The sequence below is a fragment of the Leptospira sarikeiensis genome, assembly GCF_004769615.1.
Classification (GTDB): Bacteria; Spirochaetota; Leptospiria; order Leptospirales; family Leptospiraceae; genus Leptospira_B; species Leptospira_B sarikeiensis.
On sequence record NZ_RQGF01000042.1, the window covers coordinates 23,178 to 45,347 of the forward strand.

A 22,170-nucleotide genomic window follows, 5' to 3' on the forward strand; every position below is an offset into this window, starting at 1 on the left:
TTAGGTTTCTAAAAGAGATTTTTTATTCCGGAACTTCCCTAGGAACAAAATGCCATCATCCACTAAATATATACCATTCGGACCAAACGGTGCAGTCGCTTTCTGGGCCCAAGCCAATGACAGAATTCATAATCAGGACGAACTCAGGGCCTGGGCGGATCTAGGGATCCGCACAGTCGTATGCGTATTTTCAGAAAAAGGATCCGCGCTCGTTACGGATCTGGAAGAAATGCTTCATGCAGGAGAATGGAAATTATTTGCGTTGGAGATCCCACCTGGACCGGAAACGAATGAATCCGTATTCCTTTCCTCTTGGAAACTAATTTCTGCAGCAGCCAAATCGAATATTTTATTTTTAATTCCGGAAGAACTTTTAGAAAGATGGGAAGTGATCCTTTCCAAGATGGTAATTTCTTCTTATCCTCATATCGCCTCAGGTGAGTTAGGTGCTTGGTTCCCTTCTCTTCAAGGAGAAGAAGAAGCAAAACTTTTGGGTGAATTCAAATCCTATGCTTCTCGCAAAAGAGCTCCAAAAGAGATCCCTGACGGAGCAAGAGGAGAGTTTTCCGTTTTCTTAAAAGAATTACCTTTGGCGGTTTCAGGCATTGAACTCGGTCTTTTCAAGAATGGCCAGTCCAAAGACACGAACGGAAAGAAGAAGGTCCCTAAATTCCAAGACAGACCGGAAGAATTCCGCACTTTGGAAAGTAAACCTGTCATTTCCTTCGATACGGTGTTTTCCGGAGAAAAATCGGAAAATGCAGATCCCTCCGAAACAAAAGTTGAAGAAACCAAACCGACTACATCAGAAAAAAAGAATATTCCAAAAAGAGAAACTCCTCCACCTACCCCGATTTCGGATTCGGAACTTGCAACAAGTGCAAAATTCCCGCTTCAGTTAAAGCTGATGGCTGTTATTTCTCTTCTTCTTACCGTTACTGTCTCCACTGTCATTTTATACGCTTCCAGCGAATTCAAGAAGAACTACGAAGTCCGAGTTTTGGAAACCAACTTCTCACTTGTAAACATCTTAGGGATCAAAGTAAAATCGGATCTAAAAGATATTCGTGATAAAGGAAAAACTCTTACTGAAAAACTTTTGGATCCTAAGGGACCGGGTGCTTACGCGGATCTTTTCTTTAGGAACGAACCTGATTTTCTTTTAGCGGGGATTTATTCTGCGGAAGGAGATAAGTTGAAAAAAAGGGTCGTTCTATACAATGATTCTTATTTGGAAGGGATCTCTTCCAATAGAGAAGAATTGGATGCTGCTATCTCCCAAAAAGAATCTTCTCTGATCAAAAGTGTCCAATCAGGCGGAAGAATAGATAATCTTACTCCGAATTTTAAAGAACCATCCTTTACGATTTCCGTATATGACCCTCAGAGTAAATCTATCTTAGTCTACATCATTCGTTCCGAAAGACTTCTTGCAGTATTCCAAAAACAAGATATTAACGTTCCGTTCCTGATTAATGGAGACGGAGATTTGATCGCTCATCATGATCTTCAACTTCTCGCCTCTCAAACGAACTGGGCGGATCTTCCTATTTTCGAAACGATGCTTTCTTCCGTTCGCGAGGATAGCCAGCAAACTAGATACGAAGATTCGAATAAGATCAAATATTACGGCTCTTACCAAAAATTAGGATTCGGTGGAGCAGGAGTAATCGTTAGCGTTCCGGAAGAGAAAGTGTTCGAGATGGTCTACCGGATCCAGACCAAAAACCTTCTCATCATGGCGATCGCTCTCTGTATCGCCCTTATCATCGTTTTCTTCTTAGCAAGGACCATTACCATTCCGGTTTTAAAACTTCTAACCGCGACAGTCGAGATCGCAAAAGGAAATTTCAGAATTGGAATTAGATCCACGACCAAAGACGAGATCGGAGTTCTCACAGACTACTTCGTAAGCATGGGAAAAGGTCTGGAAGAAAGAGAGAAGGTAAAAGACGCTCTTGGACGTTTCGTAAACAAAGAGATCGCGGAGATGGTCCTAAACAAGGAACTTACTTTGGGTGGAGAAAGAAAGATGTGCGCTATCTTCTTCTCCGATATTCGCTCCTTTACCGCAATCTCCGAAAAACTACAACCGGAAGAAGTTGTGGAATTCTTGAACGAATACATGACTGAGATGGTTCGATGCGTGAACGACACTCATGGTATCGTGGATAAATTCATAGGTGATGCAATCATGGCAACTTGGGGAGCTGTGCGTTCCTCGGACCAAGATGCTGAGAATGCAGTGAACGGCGCACTTCTCATGAGAACCGCTTTATTAAAGTTTAATGAAGGAAGAGGCGGGGATAAAAAGCCGATTATTCGTATCGGTTGCGGATTGAATTTCGGACCTGTGATCGCAGGACAGATCGGCTCCGAAGAAAGATTGGAATACACCGTAATCGGTGACGCAGTAAACCTTGCATCTCGGGTAGAAGCATTAAATAAACCTTTTGGTACCGATGTTTTGATCACTCAAGACCTATACGACCGTGTCCGTGATATTTTTGCCGTGGAAAAAATGCAGTCCATTAAGGTGAAGGGAAAAGAAGAACCACAGACCATTTATGCTGTCTTAGGAAGAAAGGACGATATGGATCGCCCGAAAGACGTTCACGAACTCAGAAGAAGATTGGGAATCGAATACGAGTCCAAGAAAAAAACTAAAACAGGAGACGAGGAAGAGGAATTAAAGTATGAGATACTTGACTGACGGCAGAATCGTCGTCACTGCTTTAGTTCTACTTCTTTTATTTTTTTCGGGACTTCTGTACCTTTATGCAAACGCGGGTCCTAAAACGGGGACCAATAAGATCGTAGGCCAACTCAAGGCTAAACAACTTAAAATATTACGAAAACTTGATTCTGAAGTTATTTGGGAAGAACTGGACGAATCCGATCCGATCCGTTATAGGGACACGATCCGAACGGAAGAAGGTTCCGAAGCAGTCCTTCTTTTTACGGACGGAGATAATACCGCAGAGATCCGTATGGATGAAAGAAGTATGATCCTTGTGGAGGATACTGACAAGATCAGCTTCGTATCGGGTTCACTTTCCGCGACGGGAAGCGGTTCCGGAAATTTGCAGATCAATTCGGGAGATACTCGGATCTCTTTAGGTAGTTCCGACGTTAAAATTTCCAAGGATGAGAACAAAGGGATCAATCTGGAAGTCAAGAATGGAGAGGCAAAGGTTGCCTCTTCTTCCGGAGAGAGTACCGTAGGTAAAAATCAATCTGCAGATCTAAAAGATGGAAAAATAGAAGTACGTGCCTTAAATTTAGAAACGATCTCTCCAGTGGATAAAACCTATATTCCTTTAACGACTGAAACACTTCCGGTCAAATTCGATTGGAAAACTGCAACCGGAGTAAAAACTTTCAGATTAGAGATCGCGAAAGATTCAGGATTTAGGACCGGTCTTAAAAAAATGAATTCCGGCGGAACGAACGCTTCCGTTTCCTTAGGTAACGGTTCTTATTATTGGAGACTCGCAGGTAAAAATCCTCAAACGGGAAAAGAAGAGTATAGTTCATCTAAAAACTTTAAATTAGTTTCTTGGAATAAACCTAGATTAACTTCTCCTACTCATAAAGAGATATTCGCTTATACCGAATCCCCTCCTCCGATCCGATTCCAATGGAATACTGCTGATTCACAGACTAAGTATAAATTGGAAGTTTCTCAAGATCAGAATTTTAAACAAATTGTTTATAACACCGACTCTTCTTCCGGATTCGCAAAATGGGAAACCAAATCGGAAGGTCAATTTTACGCACGCCTAAGAATGTATTCGGATAAGCAGGGATTTTCAGAATTAAATTCCGAAACGATTTCTTTTACATTACGCAAATCGGAACAGGCGGAACCTCCTAAACTTTTAAAACCGTTGCAAGGAGAAGAGATCGGGATCAGGATCTTTAAGATCGGATCATTCTTCAGTTGGAGCGCAAACAAGGACTTTAAGTCTTATTCCTTGGATATCGCAAGCGATAGCGATTTTAAGAATATAGTATTTAGCAAATCGACTAACTCGAATTATATGAAACCGGATCTGGAATGGAGAGAAGGTACGTATTTCTGGAAAATTAGGGCCGCATTAAATTCAGAAGGAGAAATATCCTCTTCTACCGGTAAATTCACCTTAAAGCCGTTAGGTGCCCTAAGGCTTTCTTTCCCTAAAGACGGATCCGAATTAGGACATCCTGCAGACGGCAAACTTCTATTTAAATGGGACAGGCCGGATCCAACAGGAACCTATAAATTGGAAGTTTCTAAGGATCCGAATTTCGGATCCAAAGTATTCGAAACTTCAGTTCGTTCAGGGCAAAGTTCTGTCCCTCTTCCTGGTCCTGGGGATTTCTATTGGAAGGTAACTTTACTAACTCCTGAGGGAGAAGTTCTCACAAGTAGTCCTTCTTCCGGATTTAAGACTTCTGATTCCGCTCCTTTTGTCTCACCTGTGTATCCAAGGGATAGAGATAAGGTAGACCTGGACGAGAAAGGAAGTTTGTCATTTTATTGGGAAATTGAAGGCAAATCCGAGGCTTACATATTGGAGCTCTTGGAGTTGGACCAAAAAACGTTAAAAACTATATTTAAAAAGGAAATTAGAGGAGAATCCTACGACTATCGAGAGTTGTATAGGTTAAGGGAAGGAAAATACCAGTGGAGATTGAGCGCAAGATACAGGGACAGTTCTGGTCAGCTCCGCACCACCCTTCCATTGACCAGGGATTTCGAGATCATCATGTCTGCCACTTTCAAGGCTCCAGAGGTCCTGACTCCTAAGGAATTTTATGTGGAATAAAAGTTTGGTACATTCTGTCAAAGCTTGGATCTTACTCGGGCTACTTTTATTCTCTTTTCCAAGTTTTGCAAAAGAAGAAGGGGTCAAGTTGGAATGGAGACCTATTCCCGACTCCGGTGGTTATATCGTTGAGATCAAAGATTCTCGCGGAAAAATCACAAAAGAAAAAACGAACGGAACTCAGATCCAAATCGAACTTCCTCCAGGAAGTTACGAGCATAGGATCGGTGTATTAAATAAATATGGTAGAGTATCCGTATACTCCACTTGGATCCCTTTCGAGGTAATCCTTTCTCAAAAACCAGAGATACTTGCAGCAAATAAGAATAAATTTCTAAATAAGGATCTTCCGGAAACTTTCGAGATCAAAGGGAAACATTTTACCGAAGCTACCAAAGTAGTATTAAAAGATTCTAAAGGGAATGAGATCCCTGTTAAGTCTATCGACGTTAAAAATTCAGAAACGATGGTAGTTACCATCGATAAGAAAAATTCGCCGGACGGTGCGGTTTCTCTTAGATTGGAAAATCCAAGAAATAAAGTCGCAGAAAGGGAAAATTATCTTTTAGTCGCTGAGACCGAAGAAGAATTAGCTGCCTTAGAATCCAAAACTTCATCTTCTTCAGTCTCATCCGGACCCTCTAGTTTCGATTTTGGAGCAGTAGCAAGATCTGCGGTCTTACCAGGATGGGGACAATACTATCAGCAAAAATCCACCTTTAGGACTGCGATTTTTCCAAGTTTGATCATTGTCGCTGGGGGATATGCGGCTGCAAAAGGAAGTTCTTATTTAAGTGCAACTCATGAGCTGGATGCCGCCAGACAAAGTAATATTGTATTCAACTCTGCGTTCTTACAATCTGCAAACCCTGCCCTATTCAATCTTGCATTATATAATTATACTCAGATCTCTCCGAAATACTCTCATGCAGTCAGCGAATACAATGAATTGGGAGTAGCATTTGGAGTATTAGGATTCTTTTACTTAATCAATCTTGTAGACGCAGGATTTTTCCCAGGCTCTAAACAAGTAAACGTAGAAGGAACGAATACTCCTGTTAGTGTTTCTCCTCTTCTTAGAAATACAAGGGAATCTCCTTCTACTTTTGCATCCGGAAATTCCTATCTATCACAACAAAGAATGGAATTAGGAGTGGAATTCACATGGTAAGCTTCAGCAAATCATTCTCCAGATCCTTTTTACTTTTGTGTTTAGTAGTGCTTTTCACTGCTGCGAACTGCTATAGTCGTCCTAAAAAGTCCGGTATATTAGATTTCATGAATCTTTCCAACTTCATGTCCTATTTGACCGGAACAGCATTCCCGTTGAATGTACAAGTGAACGGATTAACTAATTCCGGAGTTCTGATCGTAGAGTTGGCAAGTACCGGAGAACAATTAACATTTACTGCCGCAGGAACGGATTCTTTCTCCGGATATTACGACACGAACCAAATCTATACTTTAAATATCATTTTACAACCTGCAACTGCTCCTACTCAAACCTGCGTGATCGCAAATCCGAATTTAAATCTTACATTTGCTACCACTACATTCGTAGTCAATTGTGCAGAGAACTGGTATAAGGTGAATGTCGCTGTAACTGGAATAGATACTTCGAATAATACAGATCTAGAAATTTTGAATAATGGAACAGAGCTAAAACTTACACAAACAAATGGAACTGTCAGTTTTGATGTAGGGGACGGCCTTCCCTATGATATAATAACCGGAGCAGTTCCAACAGTTCCTTCAACTCATGTTTGCCAATTGATTGGAACCACTAGTGGGACGATTTCAGGTGCTGATGTGAGTATGAAATTAAGCTGTTTGAGCTTGATGAAGACCAGTTTCGCCTCCGGCGCATTTATGCCTTCCACCAAGGCAATGGTATTTACATTTTCGGGACCTGTAACCGGTTGTGTATTGGATTCTACTGCGGGCGGCCCGCCTTATAGAGCGGGAACGGCAAACGGTAGCCCTGGAGTTACTTATGCTGGAAAAACTGCAGTTATCGCTCCGACTTCACTACCTTGGTCTTTCTCAGCTGCAACTCTTCCTCAACAAATAATGTTCCGTCTCACGGGATGTCTGAATTCTACGGATGCATCTCTCGCAGCAAATAATGGAAATCCGCTTGCTGTTACAGTTAAGATGATGGATGGCGAAGTCTACTTTGTAAGTGATGCTTCAGGTAGTGATACGAATGGATGTATGGATCCAAGTAATTCTTGCAAGACCATCCAAACTGCAGTCAATTATTGTTCTTCCTCTAATGTTTGTACCGTAATGGTAGAAGGTGGGACATACATAATTATAGGAACTACCTCGCCTATTTCCATAAGCTCTTCCGGTGGAATTCGTCTTATGGGAAGTTTTGATCCAACGTTTAATACTCAAAGTTTAGATTTTACACCTAGTGCAATTATAGATAGAAGATCCAACATACTTTGCGCAGGCACTACCTTAGGTACGAACGAATGCGCACCGATCACGATCACCGCTTCCGGAATGGCAAATGATACCAATAAGATCCATATAGTCCAAGGGTTTACTATCGTTGCAGACGAAACTAAGAAAAATGCATTCGGTGTTCGTATTCTAAATGGAGATAATACAAGTTTCTCTTACCTTTTCGGAAATTATATCACAGGTGGTGAAGGTGGTTTGGGCACGGAAAATAGTGCAACCGGAGGAGTTCGAGGTGGTATTTATCTTCAGGGAGCAAAATCCCAAAACCAAATCGATACGAATGTGATCAAAGGTGGATTCGGTGCAGACGCTTCCGTCGCAGTGTATAATTACGATTCCAATCTATATCTATTTCATAATAGATTGAGCGGAGACAAAGCGGTGTCTAGCTCTGCGTCTCTCGATAGTACAAGCTATAATGACCCTGCTATGGCAATCCTCAATAACACGATGAACTATCGCCAATATACGGACGGTTCGGTCACTGCAGTGTCCGTATACGGGATCCGAAATTTCGAAGATTCCCCAAATACTCAATTGTATATTGCTGGAAATACGATTTATTCTAGTGGGGCTGCCGGAGGATCAAATTACGGGATCTTTATGTCTGGGACAACAAACGCGCAGATGCTAAATAATCTTATTAAAGGCCCGGGTTCGAATTCAGTTTGCGCTTCTTTCAGCGTAACACCATCTTCGACTGCAATATTTACGGGAAATAATTTAGATTGTAGTTTAGGAAAATTGGTTACTGTAGGCGCAACTAATTATCCATACTACTGTTCAAACGGGACCTTTAACTCGTTCAGTGCATTGTGTATTCTCGCTAACGCATTCTTAGATGCGACTCGAGGTGGACAAAACTTCACGAATGTTCCAAGCTTTAATACTGCCCCAGTAGGACAACCTTGGCTTTCATTACAACCTGTGAATGGAGGTCCATGTAATATAGCGTTCGGAGGAGTTGAAACTTCTACTTATATAGGCGGGACTTTCGATCCGTATTATAAACTTGATGCAGTAATTAGTGCTCCGGTACCTAGAACAGCTTCTTTCGGAGGAAATACCCCATCAGGCTCCTCAGGATATACGATCGGAGCGTTTGAGTTAGATGATAGCGGATGTGCTCCTTAAGAAGAATATAAAAAGAACGATCCGCTCGGAAAACGATTTATAATTTTATAATTTAGATAAACAAACAAAAGCGCCTTGAGATGTCGTGCTCTTATCGCCTGAATAAAAGGCTGCTCCATTTGCATAACGAGAAAAAATCGCAAGAGAACCAGTTACTTCCGAGCTAGACCAAATTAATTGAGCATCTGCAAAAGAATTATCCGCTGTTCCAAAAACTCCTAATGCATAAGGAGCAGATGCAGTTTTCAAAGTATTCGATTGGATTGCATCCGGCATTTCCCAATTAGATCGGCCTGCAAACGTCATCCCTGAGCATATGGACTCCCCTTGGCCTTGGTCAAAACTTGAATCGGATCCTGTAAAACCGCCACAGTTCGGATTACTATAAGTATGAGGTTGCTTTGGAGAAGTAGTCCCGTCGATTACACATAAGGTCCACATAAACCGGTTCGCAGTATCTGTGACAGTTCCATTTCCGTTATTCGTTAAACTCGGTGTTTGGCAATTATTCCCGCCAAGTGCAGCGATTAGGCCCGACTCGTCTGCTACAGTCGCTCCATTCGTTGCAGTCCCGAAACTCACTGGATTCGAAGCGGTCTGTCCGCAATAAACTCCTAAAATCCCGGAGCCACCTAAAAGAAGAATTAGCCCGCTTAGGTCCTGCTTGGAATCGCTTCCACAATTTGTAAGAGTTACTACAGATAGTAATAATATTGCACCGATATGTTTCATAGGTCGGAAGATGTTCTATTATAATATTAAGTCAAGCATCGAGCGACACTAGGGAATAAAAATCATCTATTTAGGAATATTCGATAGTAAAAAACTAACCCGAAAGGATTAGTTCGTTTAACAGTGTTTAACAGAATAGAGATTCGCAAAAATATCGGTCTTTAACGAAATACCGTTTGGATTAGAGCAAATTCTATTCTTTAGAAGCGAGCTCTTCCCATTCGGAAACTTTGGTTTGTAACTCTTCCTGCAATTGACTCAATCTTTCTCCGGACTTTCTTGCAAGTTCAGGATCCGTAGATTGCAAGTTTTGAACAAGCTCCTTCTCTTCCGTCTCTAAAGAAAGGATCTCTTTTTCCAAGATCTCGAGTTTTCTTTTATCCTGGTAACTTAAACCTTTCTTTTTGGCTTCAATAGTTTTCTCAGTCGGCTTGCTAGAAGAGGCTGCCTTGATTTCTTTCTCTTCGTATTCCCTATATTCCAAATATTCGGAGTAGTTACCTGGAAAACGATCTATCTTCCCCTCACCTTTAAATATGAATAAATAATCCGTGACCCGATCCATAAAGTAACGGTCGTGAGAAACGACTAAAACGACTCCAGGAAAATCGTCCAAAAATTCTTCCAACACGGAAAGTGTAGGAATGTCTAGATCGTTTGTAGGCTCATCCAAGACTAAGAAGTTCGGATTTTTCATGAGTAGAAGAATAAGATATAATCTTTTCTTTTCTCCTCCGGATAATCTTTCTATCTTGGTTTGTTGCAATTGAGGTGGAAATAAAAATCTCTCGAGAAACTGAGAAGCTGTCCAAGAACTTCCGTCGCTCATTTTGATCGTGGGAGCGATCTCTTCTTTTACGTAATCAATGACTTTTTTATCTCCGGGTAGATCCTTTCCGAGCTGGTCGAAATATCCAAAACTTGTATTTAAACCGGAAGCAACATCTCCGGAATCCGGTTTTTCCCTTCCGGTGATCATATTCAGTAGTGTAGTTTTTCCCGCACCGTTTGGTCCTACGATCCCGATCCTTTCTTTACTTTTAAAAACATAGGAAAATCCTGAGACAAGTTCCGTTTTAGAATATGCTTTTTTAATATTCTTTAATTCTAATATTTTGCCGCCGAGACGCCTTCCGGATACGGAGATATCCAATACGATATCTTTTCCCGCTTTTTTCCTTTCCATCACTTCTATCGCGCGATCCGTTCTGGCTTTTTGTTTGGTTCCCCTCGCCTTCGGCTGGCGTTTTAACCATTCCAGCTCTGTTCTTAAGAAAGATTTTCTTTTTGCCTCTTCCTTATCTTCGATCACCTGCATCTCCACCTTTTTTTCAAGATACAGATCGTAATTACCGGGATAGATTTTAAAATTGCCTCGATCTATTTCCAAAATACGATTTGCGATCTCTTCCAAAAAGTATCTATCGTGAGTGACAAGTAAAACTGCTTTATCAGTAGTTTTTAGAAATTCCTGGAGCCAAAGAATTGCGTCTATATCCAAATGGTTTGTAGGCTCGTCCAAGACCAAAAAATTGGATTCGTCCGTAAGAGCCTGGGCCAAAGAAACTTTTTTGGCCATTCCTCCTGAAAGTTCTCCCATTTTCCTGGAAAGATCAGGTATATTCAGTTCTCTTAATATATTTTTTAATCTGGATTCAAGTTCCCAAGCTTGTTTGGAATCCATTTCTTCCATCGCGAGATGGTATTCTTTTTCGGCTTCTTCTCCGCCCTTTTCTAATTCTATACATGATTTTTCATATCTTCTCACTGTATCCAATAGGATCCCAGAACCGGAAAGTATATGTTCTAAAACCGTTTTTTCAGGATCGAATTCCGGAAATTGAGATAAGAAGGAAATTTTCAGTTCTCTATTTTTGACTACCTTTCCTATGTCGGGCTCTTCTACCCCGAGTAGAATACGCAGTAATGTGGACTTTCCGGATCCATTGATCCCAAGCAGACCTGTCTTTTCGCCCGAATCGATCCCAAAGCTTAGGTTCTCGAATAATTTTTTTTCGCCGACTGATTTGCCGACCTTGTCCACGGATAAGAGATTCATTCAGCCTCCAGCCTTTTTGAAATAAGGAAGGAAGCAATTCTTTTAGAAAAAAGAGAACTATTTGGAAAGAGGTAATTCTATCTTATATCTGGTCCCGGATCCCACAGATTCCAGTCCCCATTTCGCTTTCAATTTATCTAAAAGCATTCCGACCAATTGTAATCCTAATCCTTCCGAATTTCGAACATCTACCTTCGAAGGTAATCCGATCCCATTGTCACCGATGGAAATCGAGAGTATATTTTCTATTTTAGAAAGTACGATGAATATTTCCCCTTTATTATCTCCTGGAAAAGCGTATTTTAAGGAATTGGAAACTAGTTCGTTAAAAACTAATGCAAGTGGGATCGCAAAATCCAAATTCAATCGGATATCCTGGGATTCGATAGAATACCCTATCCTTTTATTCGCTCCGAAGGATTGTACGAGTGCCACGAGCAAATTGTTCAGATATTCCGTAAAATCTGCATCCGCAATCGTATCATTTTGGTATAATTCCTTATGCACGAGCGCCATGGATTGGATCCTTCTTTCGCATTCTTTCAAAATGGAAACAAGTTTTGGATCGTCTGTAAAATCCGTTTGAAGACTTAAGAGAGAAGAAACCACTTGTAGATTATTTTTTACCCTATGATGGATTTCCTTCAACATCACTTCTTTTTCTTCCAAGGACTTTCTTAGGGTTTCTTCGTGTTGGTATCTATCGGTCACATCCCGAATGATCTGGGTAGCTCCGATCATATTATGACTTTCGTCCCGGATAGAACTATAACTGATCTCTAAGACCATTGTGTCTTTGACTAGACCTGAAATTTTTCTCTCCATCTTAAAAACTTCGCCTGTTAGAGCCCGGCTCCAATTCTGGACGATCCTTTCTCTTTCTTCTGCATTATCGATAGCGATATCCCAGATCCGTTGCCCTACAGTTACCCTTTTTCCGTAAACCTTCCAAACGATCAGTTCGAATGCCGTATTGCAGGAAATGATCTTAAGATCCATATCCACCGCACAAATAGAATCTTTCACACCTTCTATGATCGCTTGGAGTCTATCGTTTGTTTGTACGATTTTTTTTCTGAGTTCGCCTAATTCGTGTTCTGCTTTTTTTCTTTCGGTGATATCACGAACAATCACCTGCATTAATTTTTGGCCTCTTTGGTCGAATGCCACACCTGAAACTTCTACAGTTATTTCAGAACCATCTTTTCGAATGAATTTCTCCTCTATCGGTTCTAGTGGTTCGGATTTCAGCATAGCTCTAAGAACTCTTTCTCCAACCAACTTTCTAGAGTCGGGATGTACAAATTCTACGATCTGCATCCCCTCCACTTCTTCTAAAGAAGAATAGCCGAGCATTTTTAGACCGGCTTCATTGATATACATTACCCTTCCGTCTGCATGTAAGCCGATCCCGTCCGGAGAAACTTCCACTAACTTTCTATATTTCTCTTCACTCGCAAGCAATGCAGTCTCCCAAACCGTCCTAAGGGTAACGTCTTTTAAGAAGAGCACGACTTCCTTGATCGTACCTTCTCTTAGAAGTGGAGCAAAAGAGACCTCTAATTCGGAATTAGGTTGGATGGGGAATAATTTAGAAAAATGCCATTTTACTTTGGCTCCTGAAAATGCCTTATTCAATTGAGCCTGGAATATTTCCCGATGGGTTTCAGCGATCAAAGGTAAAATTTTACTCTCGGGAGTAAGTTCAATACCGAATTGTTTCCGAATCTCGGATCTACCCGAGGAATTCACATATTGGATCTTCCCAGCTTGATTCACTCGTAGTACCCATTCTTCCGTACTATCCAAAAGGATACTGATATAAGAAAGCTGGTCCTGAAGAACTATTTCACTTTTTCTTAATGGAGTTACATCCTGAACGGAGCCGTAGATCTGCGTGACTTTTTTTTTGATCGGGTCCCAAATAGGACGAGCATGATCCCTAAGCCAAAGCACTTCTCCGTCAGGAGCATATACCCGGTATTCATCCGTTCTAGAATGTCCTGATAAGAGAGAAGAAACCCTTTCTCTGATCAAATATAGATCGTCCGGATGGAAGTATTTAGGATCGACAGCATTCCAAGGAACGTCCACCAAATCCTCCAAGGTCATCCCTGAGAATCTTAAGAACCCTTCGTTAGCCCAATTTAATATTAATTTTCCGTTATCTAATACTTCTACCCGGTATAGGTAATCGTTAAATACCTCCGGGGCAAGCGCTCGGATCTCTTTTTCTATCTTTTTGCGAACATTCCGATTCTTAAACCATTGGATCAGTTTGGCAATCGCCATCGCAACTCCGAGAACCTCAAAAGAAAACGAAACTTTCTTAAAGGTTTACTTCACTAAAAATTCTTTGTATGAATTCGCCACTTCTTCCGGTCTTTCTAACATAGGAACATGACCCATATCTTTCAGAATGACCTTTTTAGATCCTAGGATCCCTTTTTCCAACACGGAAGCTCCTGAAACACTCAATACCCTATCCGTATCTCCCCATAAGATGAAAGTTTTGGCTTTGATCTTTCCCATATTTTCTTGGAGGGGAAATCCTGTAGAACGGATCTGTTTGAATATATAAGCATTGAATTCGGAATTTTTCACCGCTCTTTCCGCAAAATAAGAAGCTAAGAAAGAAGGAATAGGTGGAGGTGGAGGTGGAGGAGTAACGAATATAAATTTCATCAATTCTTGAAATTCTTCGGCATTCGTAGCGACTAGATTGTTCTTACCCTTCTCCAAATTTTTAGAGAGTTCACTTTTTTCCGGACTATTTACTCCGGAAGGAGCAAATAAACCTAAGGACAAAACCTTGTCCGGATATGCAGCCGCATACAATCCGGAGATCCCTCCTCCCATGGAGTTTCCTACGATATGGAATTTTTCCCAACCAAGTTTTGTTACAAACTCATCCAGTCGTTTGACTTGAGAAGAGATAGTGTAATCTTCTTTTGCGATCCGATCATTTTCGCCGAAACCAGGTAAATCAACCGCAATCACGGTATATTCCGGAGTGATCCATTTGGAGAATCTAGTCCAATTGTCCTTATCTCCTCCAAATCCATGAACCATCAGGATTTTTTCCTTACCTTCTCCACCTTGCAGGTATACCCAGTTCCAAGGTTCAACTTTGATTTCCTTTTTCTCTAGGCCTGATTTCCATCTTTCGAAACCGATCCCGGTGCGGACTAAAGTTTCCTTGCATGAGGAAAAACTTAAGGCAAGGAAAAGTAGAAGGTATATTGGAAAAAATTTTTTGTTCATATGCGTAGCAGTTACGAGTAACGTTTCTTCAATTCTCTAGCGTATGCCAAGTCATGAGTTAAAAGTCTCATTCTTTTGACTAAGTAGGTAGTGATTCCCTTATAGAACTTTAATGCAAGATCCTTATCCGCATCCAAGATTGACTGCAAATGATCGAAAGGAATTTCCAAAAGTTCGCAGCGCTCCATAGCTTCCACTGTTCCTGCACGTTTCCCTTGGTCTAAGAAAGGAAATTCTCCGAAATGATCTCCGGTAGCGATCGTAGTAACGCTTACATCGTCACCTTTTTCTGTAGAAGTCAATATCTTTAGGGTCCCGTACATTACCACAAAGAAGGCTTTCGCATCATTTCCTTCTTGGTAAACCGCATCCCCTTGCTCTAGAACCTTATATTTGGTCTTCTCCGCTATTTTAGATAGCTCATCCATTGTGAAACTGGAGAATAAATAAATCTGGTGTAGGATTTCTTCTGTACTGTGTTGCATGTGTTCCTTACCAAAGACCGAGTATTGAGCCTAGAAAAAAACCATCAAGCTACTTTCCTGGCTTTCTGTCCGGAATTCTGAGACTAAAAATTACTCCATTTTCCGAAGTAAATTCAGAAGTCGCCTTCAATTGCCTGGATAATATCTCGATTAACTGGATGCCGATGGTCCCGGTCCCAACATGATTTTCTTTTCGAAATCCCACCCCATCATCCGAGTAATGGAATAGTATATCCTGTTCCTCTTTGGAAATTTTTACTTGGATTTTTCCGGAACGATCTTCCGGGAACGCGTATTTTAAGGAATTCGTAAGCAATTCGTTGAGTATCAGGCCGAGCGGGATCGCCTTCTCGATCGCAACTTCCAGAGAACTCAGATCCAGCTGCAATTTTATTTTCGGTAATCCACCATATACGCGGACCAAGTTGGAAGAAAGCGTAGTAAAATAACTTTCCAGATCCACAGCAGCTAAATTTTCCGATCTATACAATTCAGCATGCACGAATCCCATGGATCTCACCCGATTCTCACATTCTTGCAGAATCCTTTTTAATTTAGGATCTTCCGTATTCTCGTATTGTAAACCTAAAAGGCTCGAGATTACCTGAAGATTATTTTTTACCCTATGATGGATCTCTTGGAGCATGGATTCTTTTTCCCTCAGAGATCTTTCCAAGGTCCTGGTCATCAGATTTCGTTCGGTAACATCTCTTACGATCCCCATATAGCTGGATCCGTCTATACGTACAGCATTTACTTCCGCTTCTATGATCTTACCTGTCCTACTTCGGAATTTTCTGCTCAGAAGTGTAGGTTTACCTTCCTCTAATGTAGGTATCTTGTCCTGAGTTTGTATCCAACTTTCTTCGTCCAAAATTTCCCGTAAGGTGAAGGTTTGGAGTTCTTCTTTCGAATATTCCAGAAGTTCTGCCATACGTCTGTTCACTTCGAATATTTTAGTTTCCAAATTCGTAATAATGATAGAATCGGATGCATTTTCCACGAGAGAACGATACATTCTTTCGCTATTCTCCAAGCGCATATTAGCTCTTACTCTTTCGGTCACATCGAATAAAATGGAGAATAATACCCTCTTGCCTCCGAACTGCAAAGGTCCGCTATACACTTCCATATCACGGATCTCACCCGATTTCAACTTATGCCTGAATCTGAAATACAATCTGGATTCCGCGGCAGCACTTCTCATCTCCTCATACACTTCTTCTTTAGTAAGGGTGTTGATATCAGTGATTTTCAAGCGAAGAAGTTCTTCTCGAGTATATCCATAGAAATGACAGGCAGCTTGATTTACATATAGGATATCTCCCGAGTCAGGATCCAAGATCCATTTGATCGCTTGATTCGTTTCGAATATCTGTCTAAAAGGGCGATCGCTCGAAAGAAATTCTTTCCAATAAGAATTTTCTATCAAAGAAGCGGAAGATTCTTCTATCGGTTCTAACTTCAGCCAAAGCATCCCATGAGTAAGGGTCCAGCTTGCGAGAAGATTCGTATCATCCGGAAAAGAGATCGGATTTTTCCCTGAGACCCAAGAAAGTACGGCTGTTCCATTCTCTCCCGAAATCTTCTCCGTCCCTTGTAAAAAATGAGAGAGAGGATTTTGCCTCCAGGATTCCAGAGGTAAATTGGTTTCTATAATGATGCCCGAAGGCTCCATTAAAATGCACCAATATGGAAAGAAAGAAGACTTCATATTTGAAAATCCGGGAGGACCATTACCGATCCATATTCGACTCTAAAAAATCTTTTTTTCAAAACCTCCTGTTCCGATCCCAAAAACTTGGGAAAAATAACTTGCAGTGGGTTCCACAGAAAAGGACTTTGCATTAGAACCAAACAGTATAGCGTACGTTACAGGAATTGAAAATATGGATTTGTCCTTCTTTAGTCAAAACAAAGAATTGATCGGGATCATAATGATGCCGTTTACCTACGGGTTTGTAGGTTGGTTTACCAACGTAGTCGCCTTAAAAATGACCTTCTACCCACTCGAATTTGTAGGAATTCCACCATATTTAGGCTGGCAAGGGATCGTTCCGAAAAAGGCCCAGAAGTTAGCTTTAAAGTCGGTGAATATCATGACTGAAAGACTCATCAAGGTAGAGGACTTCTTTGCAAAAGTGGATCCGGAACAATTGGAGACAGAGTTCCAGCCTGTTCTAAACGACCTGATCCCTTCTGCCACTCAAGAGATCGTTCATCATATCAATCCTGATCTTAGAAAACATTTGGAGAACGGACACGGAGAAGAGATCGTTCGAGCCGTTCAAGAGAAATGCGCTCACACTGTGAAAAACATCATGGTCCAGGTGAAAGAGAACGTCTCCTCCGTATTCAATTTCAGATCCTTGGTTCTTCGTAAACTTACAGGTCCGAACGTAAAAAGGATCGTGGACATCTTTGAAGAAGTAGGTTCTAAAGAATTCAAATTTATTGAACATTGTGGCTGGGCTCTAGGTGGGGCACTCGGGATCGCTCAGGCATTTCTTTGGAATTATTTTCCGATCTGGTGGACCCTTCCTATCCAAGGGATCATCGTAGGTTATATCACAAACTGGGTCGCTCTTACTATGATCTTTCGCCCTTTGTATGAAAAAAGATTGGGACCGATCAAATATAGAGGACTATTCATCGCAAGACAGGAAGAAGTTTCCAAAAAATATTCCAATGTATTCGCGACTCAAGTATTGACCGCAAGAAACGTTTTGGAAGAGATCTTATACAAAAGAGCCGCGAGGACACTCGTAGAAACCATCCAAATAGAAACAGAATCTGCCGCTTCTCGTTTAAATTTAGCGGGACAATTGGATGCTGAAAATAAAGGAGAAGATTCGGATTTCGAGAACACTAAAAAAGAAGTGATTCGAAGAGTAAGCGATTCCTTAGCAGGAAGTTCTACAAAACTAGAAACCTATATGGGAAGAGCAATGAGCATTGAAAATAATATGTTCAGACGTATGAAGGACCTCCCACCGGAAGAATTCGAGCCGATCCTAAGATCCGCTTTCCAAGAAGACGAATATGTTTTGATCCTGATCGGTTCCGTACTAGGCGCTTTAGTCGGTCTCGTGCAAGGGATCTATATGATCGCGGTATAAATATGAATTTTATCCGAGTTACCGAATCAGATCCGGAATCTTTTTTGAAAAAACTTAGCAAGGCGATTGCAGGTGGAAGATTAGGAGAGATCACAAAATTTGATATCAAAGAAGATGATTTCTGTATTCGATTTTCGGGACTCGGAGAGTCCAGGATCTGGTTCAAATTAGAAAGAGAAGAGAAAGGTTTTTCTGCGACTAAAAAAAGGGAAAAGATTGCTTTACTCCATTTGGCTTTTAGACAAGAAATGGAAAAAGATTTGGAGAACATCCTAATTCGATTAGGAGCAGAAATCTCGTAATATATTCGTAATGTATCAAACAGATCCGGATCCCAAAATTGCCACCCTTCCCTCCGGGATCCGAATCTCCTACAGGATCTTTCCTGGCAAATCCAAAGTTCCTCTATTTTGCGTTCACGGTCTTACCGGAAATTTAAAAAACTTCGAACCGATCGCTACGAATCTTTCTAAAAAAGGGATCACTGTGATCACCTACGACTTAAGAGGAAGAGGAAGATCGGATAAACCAAAAGAAGAATATACCGCAAGAATACATGCGGAAGATCTGAAACAACTTTCTAGTCTATTAGGATATTCTAAAATAAGTGTTCTTTCCCATTCTTTAGGAGCTTGGATCACATTACGTTTTGCGGAAAAATTTGCATCCTCTTTGGATAGAGCCATATTGATCGATGGAGGTGGCGAACTTTCCATCAAACGTAAAATCTCCAATTTACTGATGATCCAGGGATCTTTAGCAAGACTAGGAAGAAGGATCCCAAGTAAAGAAACCTATCTACAAGAGGCAAAAAAATCACCTCTTCTCTCCGCATGGAACAAAAACATTCAAAATTTCTTATTGTATGAATTGGAGCCGGTAGGAACCCTTTCCCCCTCTCTTGTTCCTAAAAACGGGGAAAATTTATTAGGGCCGGTAATCTGTTCTATTCCACCTTATGTGATCGACTCAGAACTCAAGAATATGGGAGGGGCAATGAAACCTTCTCATATATTCTCCAGGGTTTTTCGGTCTCCAAAGGAATTCCTTCAAATCTTAAAAGAGAATAAGATCATGCCTTACTCAGCTCTAAATTGCCCAGTACTTGTGATCCGAGCTCTTAAACCGAATTTCAGATCTGGAGACGAACTATTACCGGATCCAGCGATCGAAAAAATGAAACTGAAGATCGGAAATCTACAGATTGTAGAATTAAAAGATAAAAATCATTATGAAAGCGTTTTATTGGAAGATCCTTTTAGAGATCGTGAAATATTCCAATTTTTAAAAATTAAATAGATTCGTCCCTGTCCTCTTCTATAAAAGAATCCCTTTTAAAGAATAGATACAATAAAAATAGGATACCAAAAAGAACCGATCCGGAAAGCCAGAGATTATACTCTTGTCTTTGGAAAATTTTCCCTTCTCCTATATTCGGGAGTTTGTTGGGGGTAAGAGTAAAACCGTTCTCTCTCGCGAGCTCTTCGATTCGGACTATATGGATCACAGGGACTCCTACTCTTGCAAACCGTTTCATCACGGAATCCCTTCCACCCGATCGTATTGGATGTTTTAGATTCAACCCCGGTGAAAAATCAGAAGAACTCTTTTTTGTTCCGACAGAAACAGTTCCCCCTCCTACATTTATGTACGCTTTATATTCCGAAATTGGAAGCCTGAAAGAATAAAGTTTAATCCTTTCCTCAAAACTCTCTTCATAATTTTTAGATTTTAAGATTGGAAAAGACCTTTTAGAAGCCGCTGCCTTTAAGGAATTAAATCCTTCCTCCTGGATACCGAAAGCCTGATCCTCTACTCCGCCCCAGGTATAAACTGAAGAAGCATATTTTAGTACTTTTTGATTTATTAATACTCTCTCCATATCCGGCCATAAAAATTCCGGATCGTTCGCTCCCCACTGTGAAGAAGTGAAACTGGAAATAATTACAAGGTCTATATCCAAAACTTGAGCAGCGGAATAAACAGCAATATTTAATGCAGGAAAAGAACCGGAAAGTGAAACTGCTACCTTATCTCCTTTTTTAACTCCCGCTCGGACCAGATAATCAAAAACTAAGGCAGCAAAATTCGGATTGATAGAAGTTTGTTTTGCTCTTAGATTTCCCAGATTACTCGTAACCGGAGTAAAAAATTCTCCGATGAGTCCGGATCCTGTAGGATCTGCAATTGGATCGATCTTCCTATGTAAACGAATCTTTTCGGATCGAATAGATTGAAATGCTTTTGAAGCAAGACTCGCTGCTTCCATTTTTTCGGAATAATTGTCTTGGAGTTTCTGGATCTTAAAATGTTCCACCAAATACGACCCGAATAAAGAAAGGATCGCGAGAATTATGAAGTATAAAACTTTTCTTTGAGAAGATTTCCAGTATAAACCTTTCAAGACAAAAGCTCCTTACCCAAAAATAAGATCAATATTAGCCGAACTAAAACGGAAGCGGTAAGTAAGGAGGATAATGTTTCCAAACAACCTTGTCTGTCCATCCACACCGCGATAAGCCCAGGAATGATATGACCTACAGCTTTCACTTCCGACTCTAAGCGGATCATTTCCGAAAATATTTTTGGAAATACCCATTCGTTCCCGAGAGCATCCAATATAAACCCTAGTAGTAATAAGATCGCTGTTCTTCTTTTTCCATACAATATAATAAATTTAGAAAGTAATTTACCGATCCCAAAAACGCCTAAACTAACCAGTAATGTAAGCACGATATTTAAAGGATGATCTAACTGTAATGCAAAATACCCCGGAACCACAAGTCCTCCTGCGATCCCGAAAAACTCTGAAAAAAATAGGCTCACAGCAAGCCCGATCCCGATGGAAATACTTAATAGATCCATAATTTAAGAAGTAGATCCTTCTTTAGTTTTTAATAAGGATAAAAATTCTAAACCGAAACCGGATATATTCCCAAGCCCTACAACCAAAACTTTTGTCTCTCGAATATTTTCTAAAAACTCCAATACAACTCCCGCCTTTGAATTTTTCAGATCAAAAAGTTTGGATCCGTCTCCGTTTGACTTGGTCCAAGTTTTCAAAAATACCCCAGTTTCTTCTCCCACACAAATCACTAGATCCGGAGAATATTTCTTCCAAGAAAGAATTTCTTTTGCGATCTGCTCGGATCTTTCTTGTCTATCATTCCTACAATTCACAAGAGCGATCTTATACTTATGCTCCGGAAATTGAAGGATCGCTTTCTCCCATAAAAAAGAAGCGGAGTCCGGATCATTTGCAGCAAATCCGTTTCCGAAGCCGATATTTTTTTCGCCAAGCCAGTAAGATCTAAAGAAGCTAGCGCCCAAATCAGGTGAATGAGACCACATTCCTTGGATCGCTATCTCCGGAGAGATCCCAAATGAAGCACAGACCTCCAAAGCTAAAACAACATTTTCAGGATGTTCAAAGTAGGAAAATCCCCTCATATAATCTAGTTTAGAAAATTTCTCCAAACTTGTAGGAACAATTCGACTATTTTTGATCTTACAGCTATTTTCAATAAGAGTTAAAAATTCTTTTTCGGAAGTGAATACAGTATTCTCTCTTCCTATGGTATGGCTAAGAGCGATCGCAACGTCAGACTTCTCAGGCCCCATGATCTCTAAATGATCATCTTTTACATTTGTGATCACAGAATGAGTGGCCCGGATCAGTTTTTCTTCCGAAACTTTTTGGTTGAATGGAACAAGCGCCATACATTCCAAAACGACCGCCTGGACTTTCTGGATCTCTGCTTCTTTGATTGCGTCTTTCTGTTCCAAAATATTCGGAACTCCGTAACGAAATATCTGTTTTTCAGTTCCGTCAGGTAGGATCAATTTCGGGACTGTTCCCGTAGTTTTAGCGAGAACTCTAAAACCTCCGGCTCTTAAACCGGAAGCGATGAGTCGTGTGACTGAACTTTTTCCTCTGGTCCCATTTACATGGATCCGGATCGGGATCCTATCTCGTTTTATCTTATGAAAAAAATACTCTAGACTTCCGAGTCCCAAAAGGAGAAAAAGAAGTAAAACTAAGACCCAAAATTCGGACACAAAAAGAAATAAGCATTCTTAAATACAATTCAGTC

At 40.7% G+C, this 22,170-nt stretch carries 16 protein-coding genes; 7 read left to right on the top strand and 9 right to left on the bottom strand.

The genetic code is table 11. The annotated features are described in order from the left end of the window. The first annotated feature begins 49 nt into the window (after positions 1-49). The 4 genes from EHQ64_RS18710 to EHQ64_RS18725 are packed head-to-tail and all read left to right on the top strand — an operon-like array spanning position 50 to position 8,417. On the top strand, positions 50-2,713 hold the full coding sequence (locus EHQ64_RS18710; protein WP_135651328.1) for an adenylate/guanylate cyclase domain-containing protein: 2,664 nt from the start codon (positions 50-52) through the stop codon (positions 2,711-2,713). After that, a complete protein-coding gene (locus tag EHQ64_RS18715) occupies positions 2,697-4,811 on the top strand; it encodes a FecR family protein (protein ID WP_135651329.1) in 2,115 nt (704 codons plus the stop codon). Before EHQ64_RS18710 ends, EHQ64_RS18715 begins: the two co-directional genes overlap by 17 nt. Beyond that, the gene (locus EHQ64_RS18720) at positions 4,801-5,982 is read left to right on the top strand and encodes an LIC11435 family protein (protein ID WP_135651330.1); all 1,182 of its coding nucleotides are present in this window, start codon (positions 4,801-4,803) and stop codon (positions 5,980-5,982) included. The genes EHQ64_RS18715 and EHQ64_RS18720 overlap by 11 nt, the downstream gene beginning before the upstream one ends. Beyond that, positions 5,976-8,417 carry a hypothetical protein gene (locus EHQ64_RS18725; RefSeq protein ID WP_135651331.1) on the top strand — a complete coding sequence of 814 codons (2,442 nt, stop codon included), beginning with the start codon at positions 5,976-5,978 and terminating at the stop codon, positions 8,415-8,417. The genes EHQ64_RS18720 and EHQ64_RS18725 overlap by 7 nt, the downstream gene beginning before the upstream one ends. Before the next feature lie 45 nt (positions 8,418-8,462). Here EHQ64_RS18725 and EHQ64_RS18730 read toward each other — a convergent pair whose 3' ends face one another. The 6 genes from EHQ64_RS18730 to EHQ64_RS18755 all read right to left on the bottom strand — a co-directional run bounded on the left by EHQ64_RS18730 (position 8,463) and on the right by EHQ64_RS18755 (position 16,671). After that, entirely contained in the window at positions 8,463-9,149 is a 687-nt protein-coding gene (locus EHQ64_RS18730) for a hypothetical protein (RefSeq protein WP_135651332.1), read from the bottom strand. 193 nt (positions 9,150-9,342) lie between these two features. Next, complete coding sequence (locus EHQ64_RS18735) at positions 9,343-11,208, bottom strand: ABC-F family ATP-binding cassette domain-containing protein (RefSeq protein WP_135651333.1); 1,866 nt, start codon at positions 11,206-11,208, stop codon at positions 9,343-9,345. A 57-nt stretch (positions 11,209-11,265) separates the two neighbouring features. Then, complete coding sequence (locus tag EHQ64_RS18740; protein WP_135651334.1) at positions 11,266-13,500, bottom strand: PAS domain-containing sensor histidine kinase; 2,235 nt, start codon at positions 13,498-13,500, stop codon at positions 11,266-11,268. Between the two features lie 45 nt (positions 13,501-13,545). Next, on the bottom strand, positions 13,546-14,472 hold the full coding sequence (locus EHQ64_RS18745) for an alpha/beta fold hydrolase (RefSeq protein ID WP_135651335.1): 927 nt from the start codon (positions 14,470-14,472) through the stop codon (positions 13,546-13,548). Between the two features lie 11 nt (positions 14,473-14,483). Further along, complete coding sequence (locus EHQ64_RS18750; protein WP_135651336.1) at positions 14,484-14,957, bottom strand: cyclic nucleotide-binding domain-containing protein; 474 nt, start codon at positions 14,955-14,957, stop codon at positions 14,484-14,486. Between the two features lie 49 nt (positions 14,958-15,006). Beyond that, positions 15,007-16,671, bottom strand: a complete 1,665-nt coding sequence (locus tag EHQ64_RS18755) for a sensor histidine kinase (protein WP_135651337.1) — start codon at positions 16,669-16,671, stop codon at positions 15,007-15,009. Positions 16,672-16,846: 175 nt separating this feature from the next. On the opposite strand from EHQ64_RS18755, the gene EHQ64_RS18760 reads away from it, so the two are divergent. Genes EHQ64_RS18760 through EHQ64_RS18770 form a run of 3 tightly spaced genes read left to right on the top strand, consistent with a single transcriptional unit; the run spans position 16,847 to position 19,375 of the window. Continuing rightward, complete coding sequence (locus EHQ64_RS18760) at positions 16,847-18,076, top strand: DUF445 domain-containing protein (protein ID WP_135651462.1); 1,230 nt, start codon at positions 16,847-16,849, stop codon at positions 18,074-18,076. 2 nt (positions 18,077-18,078) lie between these two features. Continuing rightward, entirely contained in the window at positions 18,079-18,378 is a 300-nt protein-coding gene (locus EHQ64_RS18765; protein WP_135651338.1) for a hypothetical protein, read from the top strand. Between the two features lie 10 nt (positions 18,379-18,388). Then, the gene (locus EHQ64_RS18770; RefSeq protein WP_135651339.1) at positions 18,389-19,375 is read left to right on the top strand and encodes an alpha/beta hydrolase; all 987 of its coding nucleotides are present in this window, start codon (positions 18,389-18,391) and stop codon (positions 19,373-19,375) included. Here the strand turns inward: EHQ64_RS18770 and pgsW are convergent. From pgsW to pgsB, 3 genes are read right to left on the bottom strand one after another with little or no spacing between them, the layout of a single operon-like run. Beyond that, positions 19,368-20,480, bottom strand: a complete 1,113-nt coding sequence (pgsW, locus tag EHQ64_RS18775; RefSeq protein WP_135651340.1) for a poly-gamma-glutamate system protein — start codon at positions 20,478-20,480, stop codon at positions 19,368-19,370. The two genes, EHQ64_RS18770 and pgsW, sit on opposite strands and share 8 nt — an antisense overlap. Then, the gene (gene pgsC / locus EHQ64_RS18780; RefSeq protein ID WP_135651341.1) at positions 20,477-20,941 is read right to left on the bottom strand and encodes a poly-gamma-glutamate biosynthesis protein PgsC; all 465 of its coding nucleotides are present in this window, start codon (positions 20,939-20,941) and stop codon (positions 20,477-20,479) included. The genes pgsW and pgsC overlap by 4 nt, the downstream gene beginning before the upstream one ends. Before the next feature lie 3 nt (positions 20,942-20,944). Beyond that, positions 20,945-22,135 (bottom strand): poly-gamma-glutamate synthase PgsB, encoded by a 1,191-nt coding sequence (gene pgsB, locus EHQ64_RS18785; protein ID WP_135651342.1) that lies wholly within the window; start codon positions 22,133-22,135, stop codon positions 20,945-20,947. Between the last annotated feature and the right edge of the window lie 35 nt (positions 22,136-22,170).

Coding starts and splice junctions, on each gene's coding strand:
- EHQ64_RS18720 (WP_135651330.1), top strand. CDS start 4,801: ATGTGGAATAAAAGTTTGGTACATTCTGTCAAAGCTTGGATCTTACTC.
- EHQ64_RS18710 (WP_135651328.1), top strand. CDS start 50: ATGCCATCATCCACTAAATATATACCATTCGGACCAAACGGTGCAGTC.
- EHQ64_RS18765 (WP_135651338.1), top strand. CDS start 18,079: ATGAATTTTATCCGAGTTACCGAATCAGATCCGGAATCTTTTTTGAAA.
- EHQ64_RS18770 (WP_135651339.1), top strand. CDS start 18,389: ATGTATCAAACAGATCCGGATCCCAAAATTGCCACCCTTCCCTCCGGG.
- pgsC (WP_135651341.1), bottom strand. CDS start 20,941: ATGGATCTATTAAGTATTTCCATCGGGATCGGGCTTGCTGTGAGCCTA.
- EHQ64_RS18750 (WP_135651336.1), bottom strand. CDS start 14,957: ATGCAACACAGTACAGAAGAAATCCTACACCAGATTTATTTATTCTCC.
- EHQ64_RS18715 (WP_135651329.1), top strand. CDS start 2,697: ATGAGATACTTGACTGACGGCAGAATCGTCGTCACTGCTTTAGTTCTA.
- EHQ64_RS18760 (WP_135651462.1), top strand. CDS start 16,847: ATGGATTTGTCCTTCTTTAGTCAAAACAAAGAATTGATCGGGATCATA.
- EHQ64_RS18740 (WP_135651334.1), bottom strand. CDS start 13,500: ATGGCGATTGCCAAACTGATCCAATGGTTTAAGAATCGGAATGTTCGC.
- EHQ64_RS18745 (WP_135651335.1), bottom strand. CDS start 14,472: ATGAACAAAAAATTTTTTCCAATATACCTTCTACTTTTCCTTGCCTTA.
- EHQ64_RS18735 (WP_135651333.1), bottom strand. CDS start 11,208: ATGAATCTCTTATCCGTGGACAAGGTCGGCAAATCAGTCGGCGAAAAA.
- EHQ64_RS18755 (WP_135651337.1), bottom strand. CDS start 16,671: ATGAAGTCTTCTTTCTTTCCATATTGGTGCATTTTAATGGAGCCTTCG.
- EHQ64_RS18730 (WP_135651332.1), bottom strand. CDS start 9,149: ATGAAACATATCGGTGCAATATTATTACTATCTGTAGTAACTCTTACA.
- EHQ64_RS18725 (WP_135651331.1), top strand. CDS start 5,976: ATGGTAAGCTTCAGCAAATCATTCTCCAGATCCTTTTTACTTTTGTGT.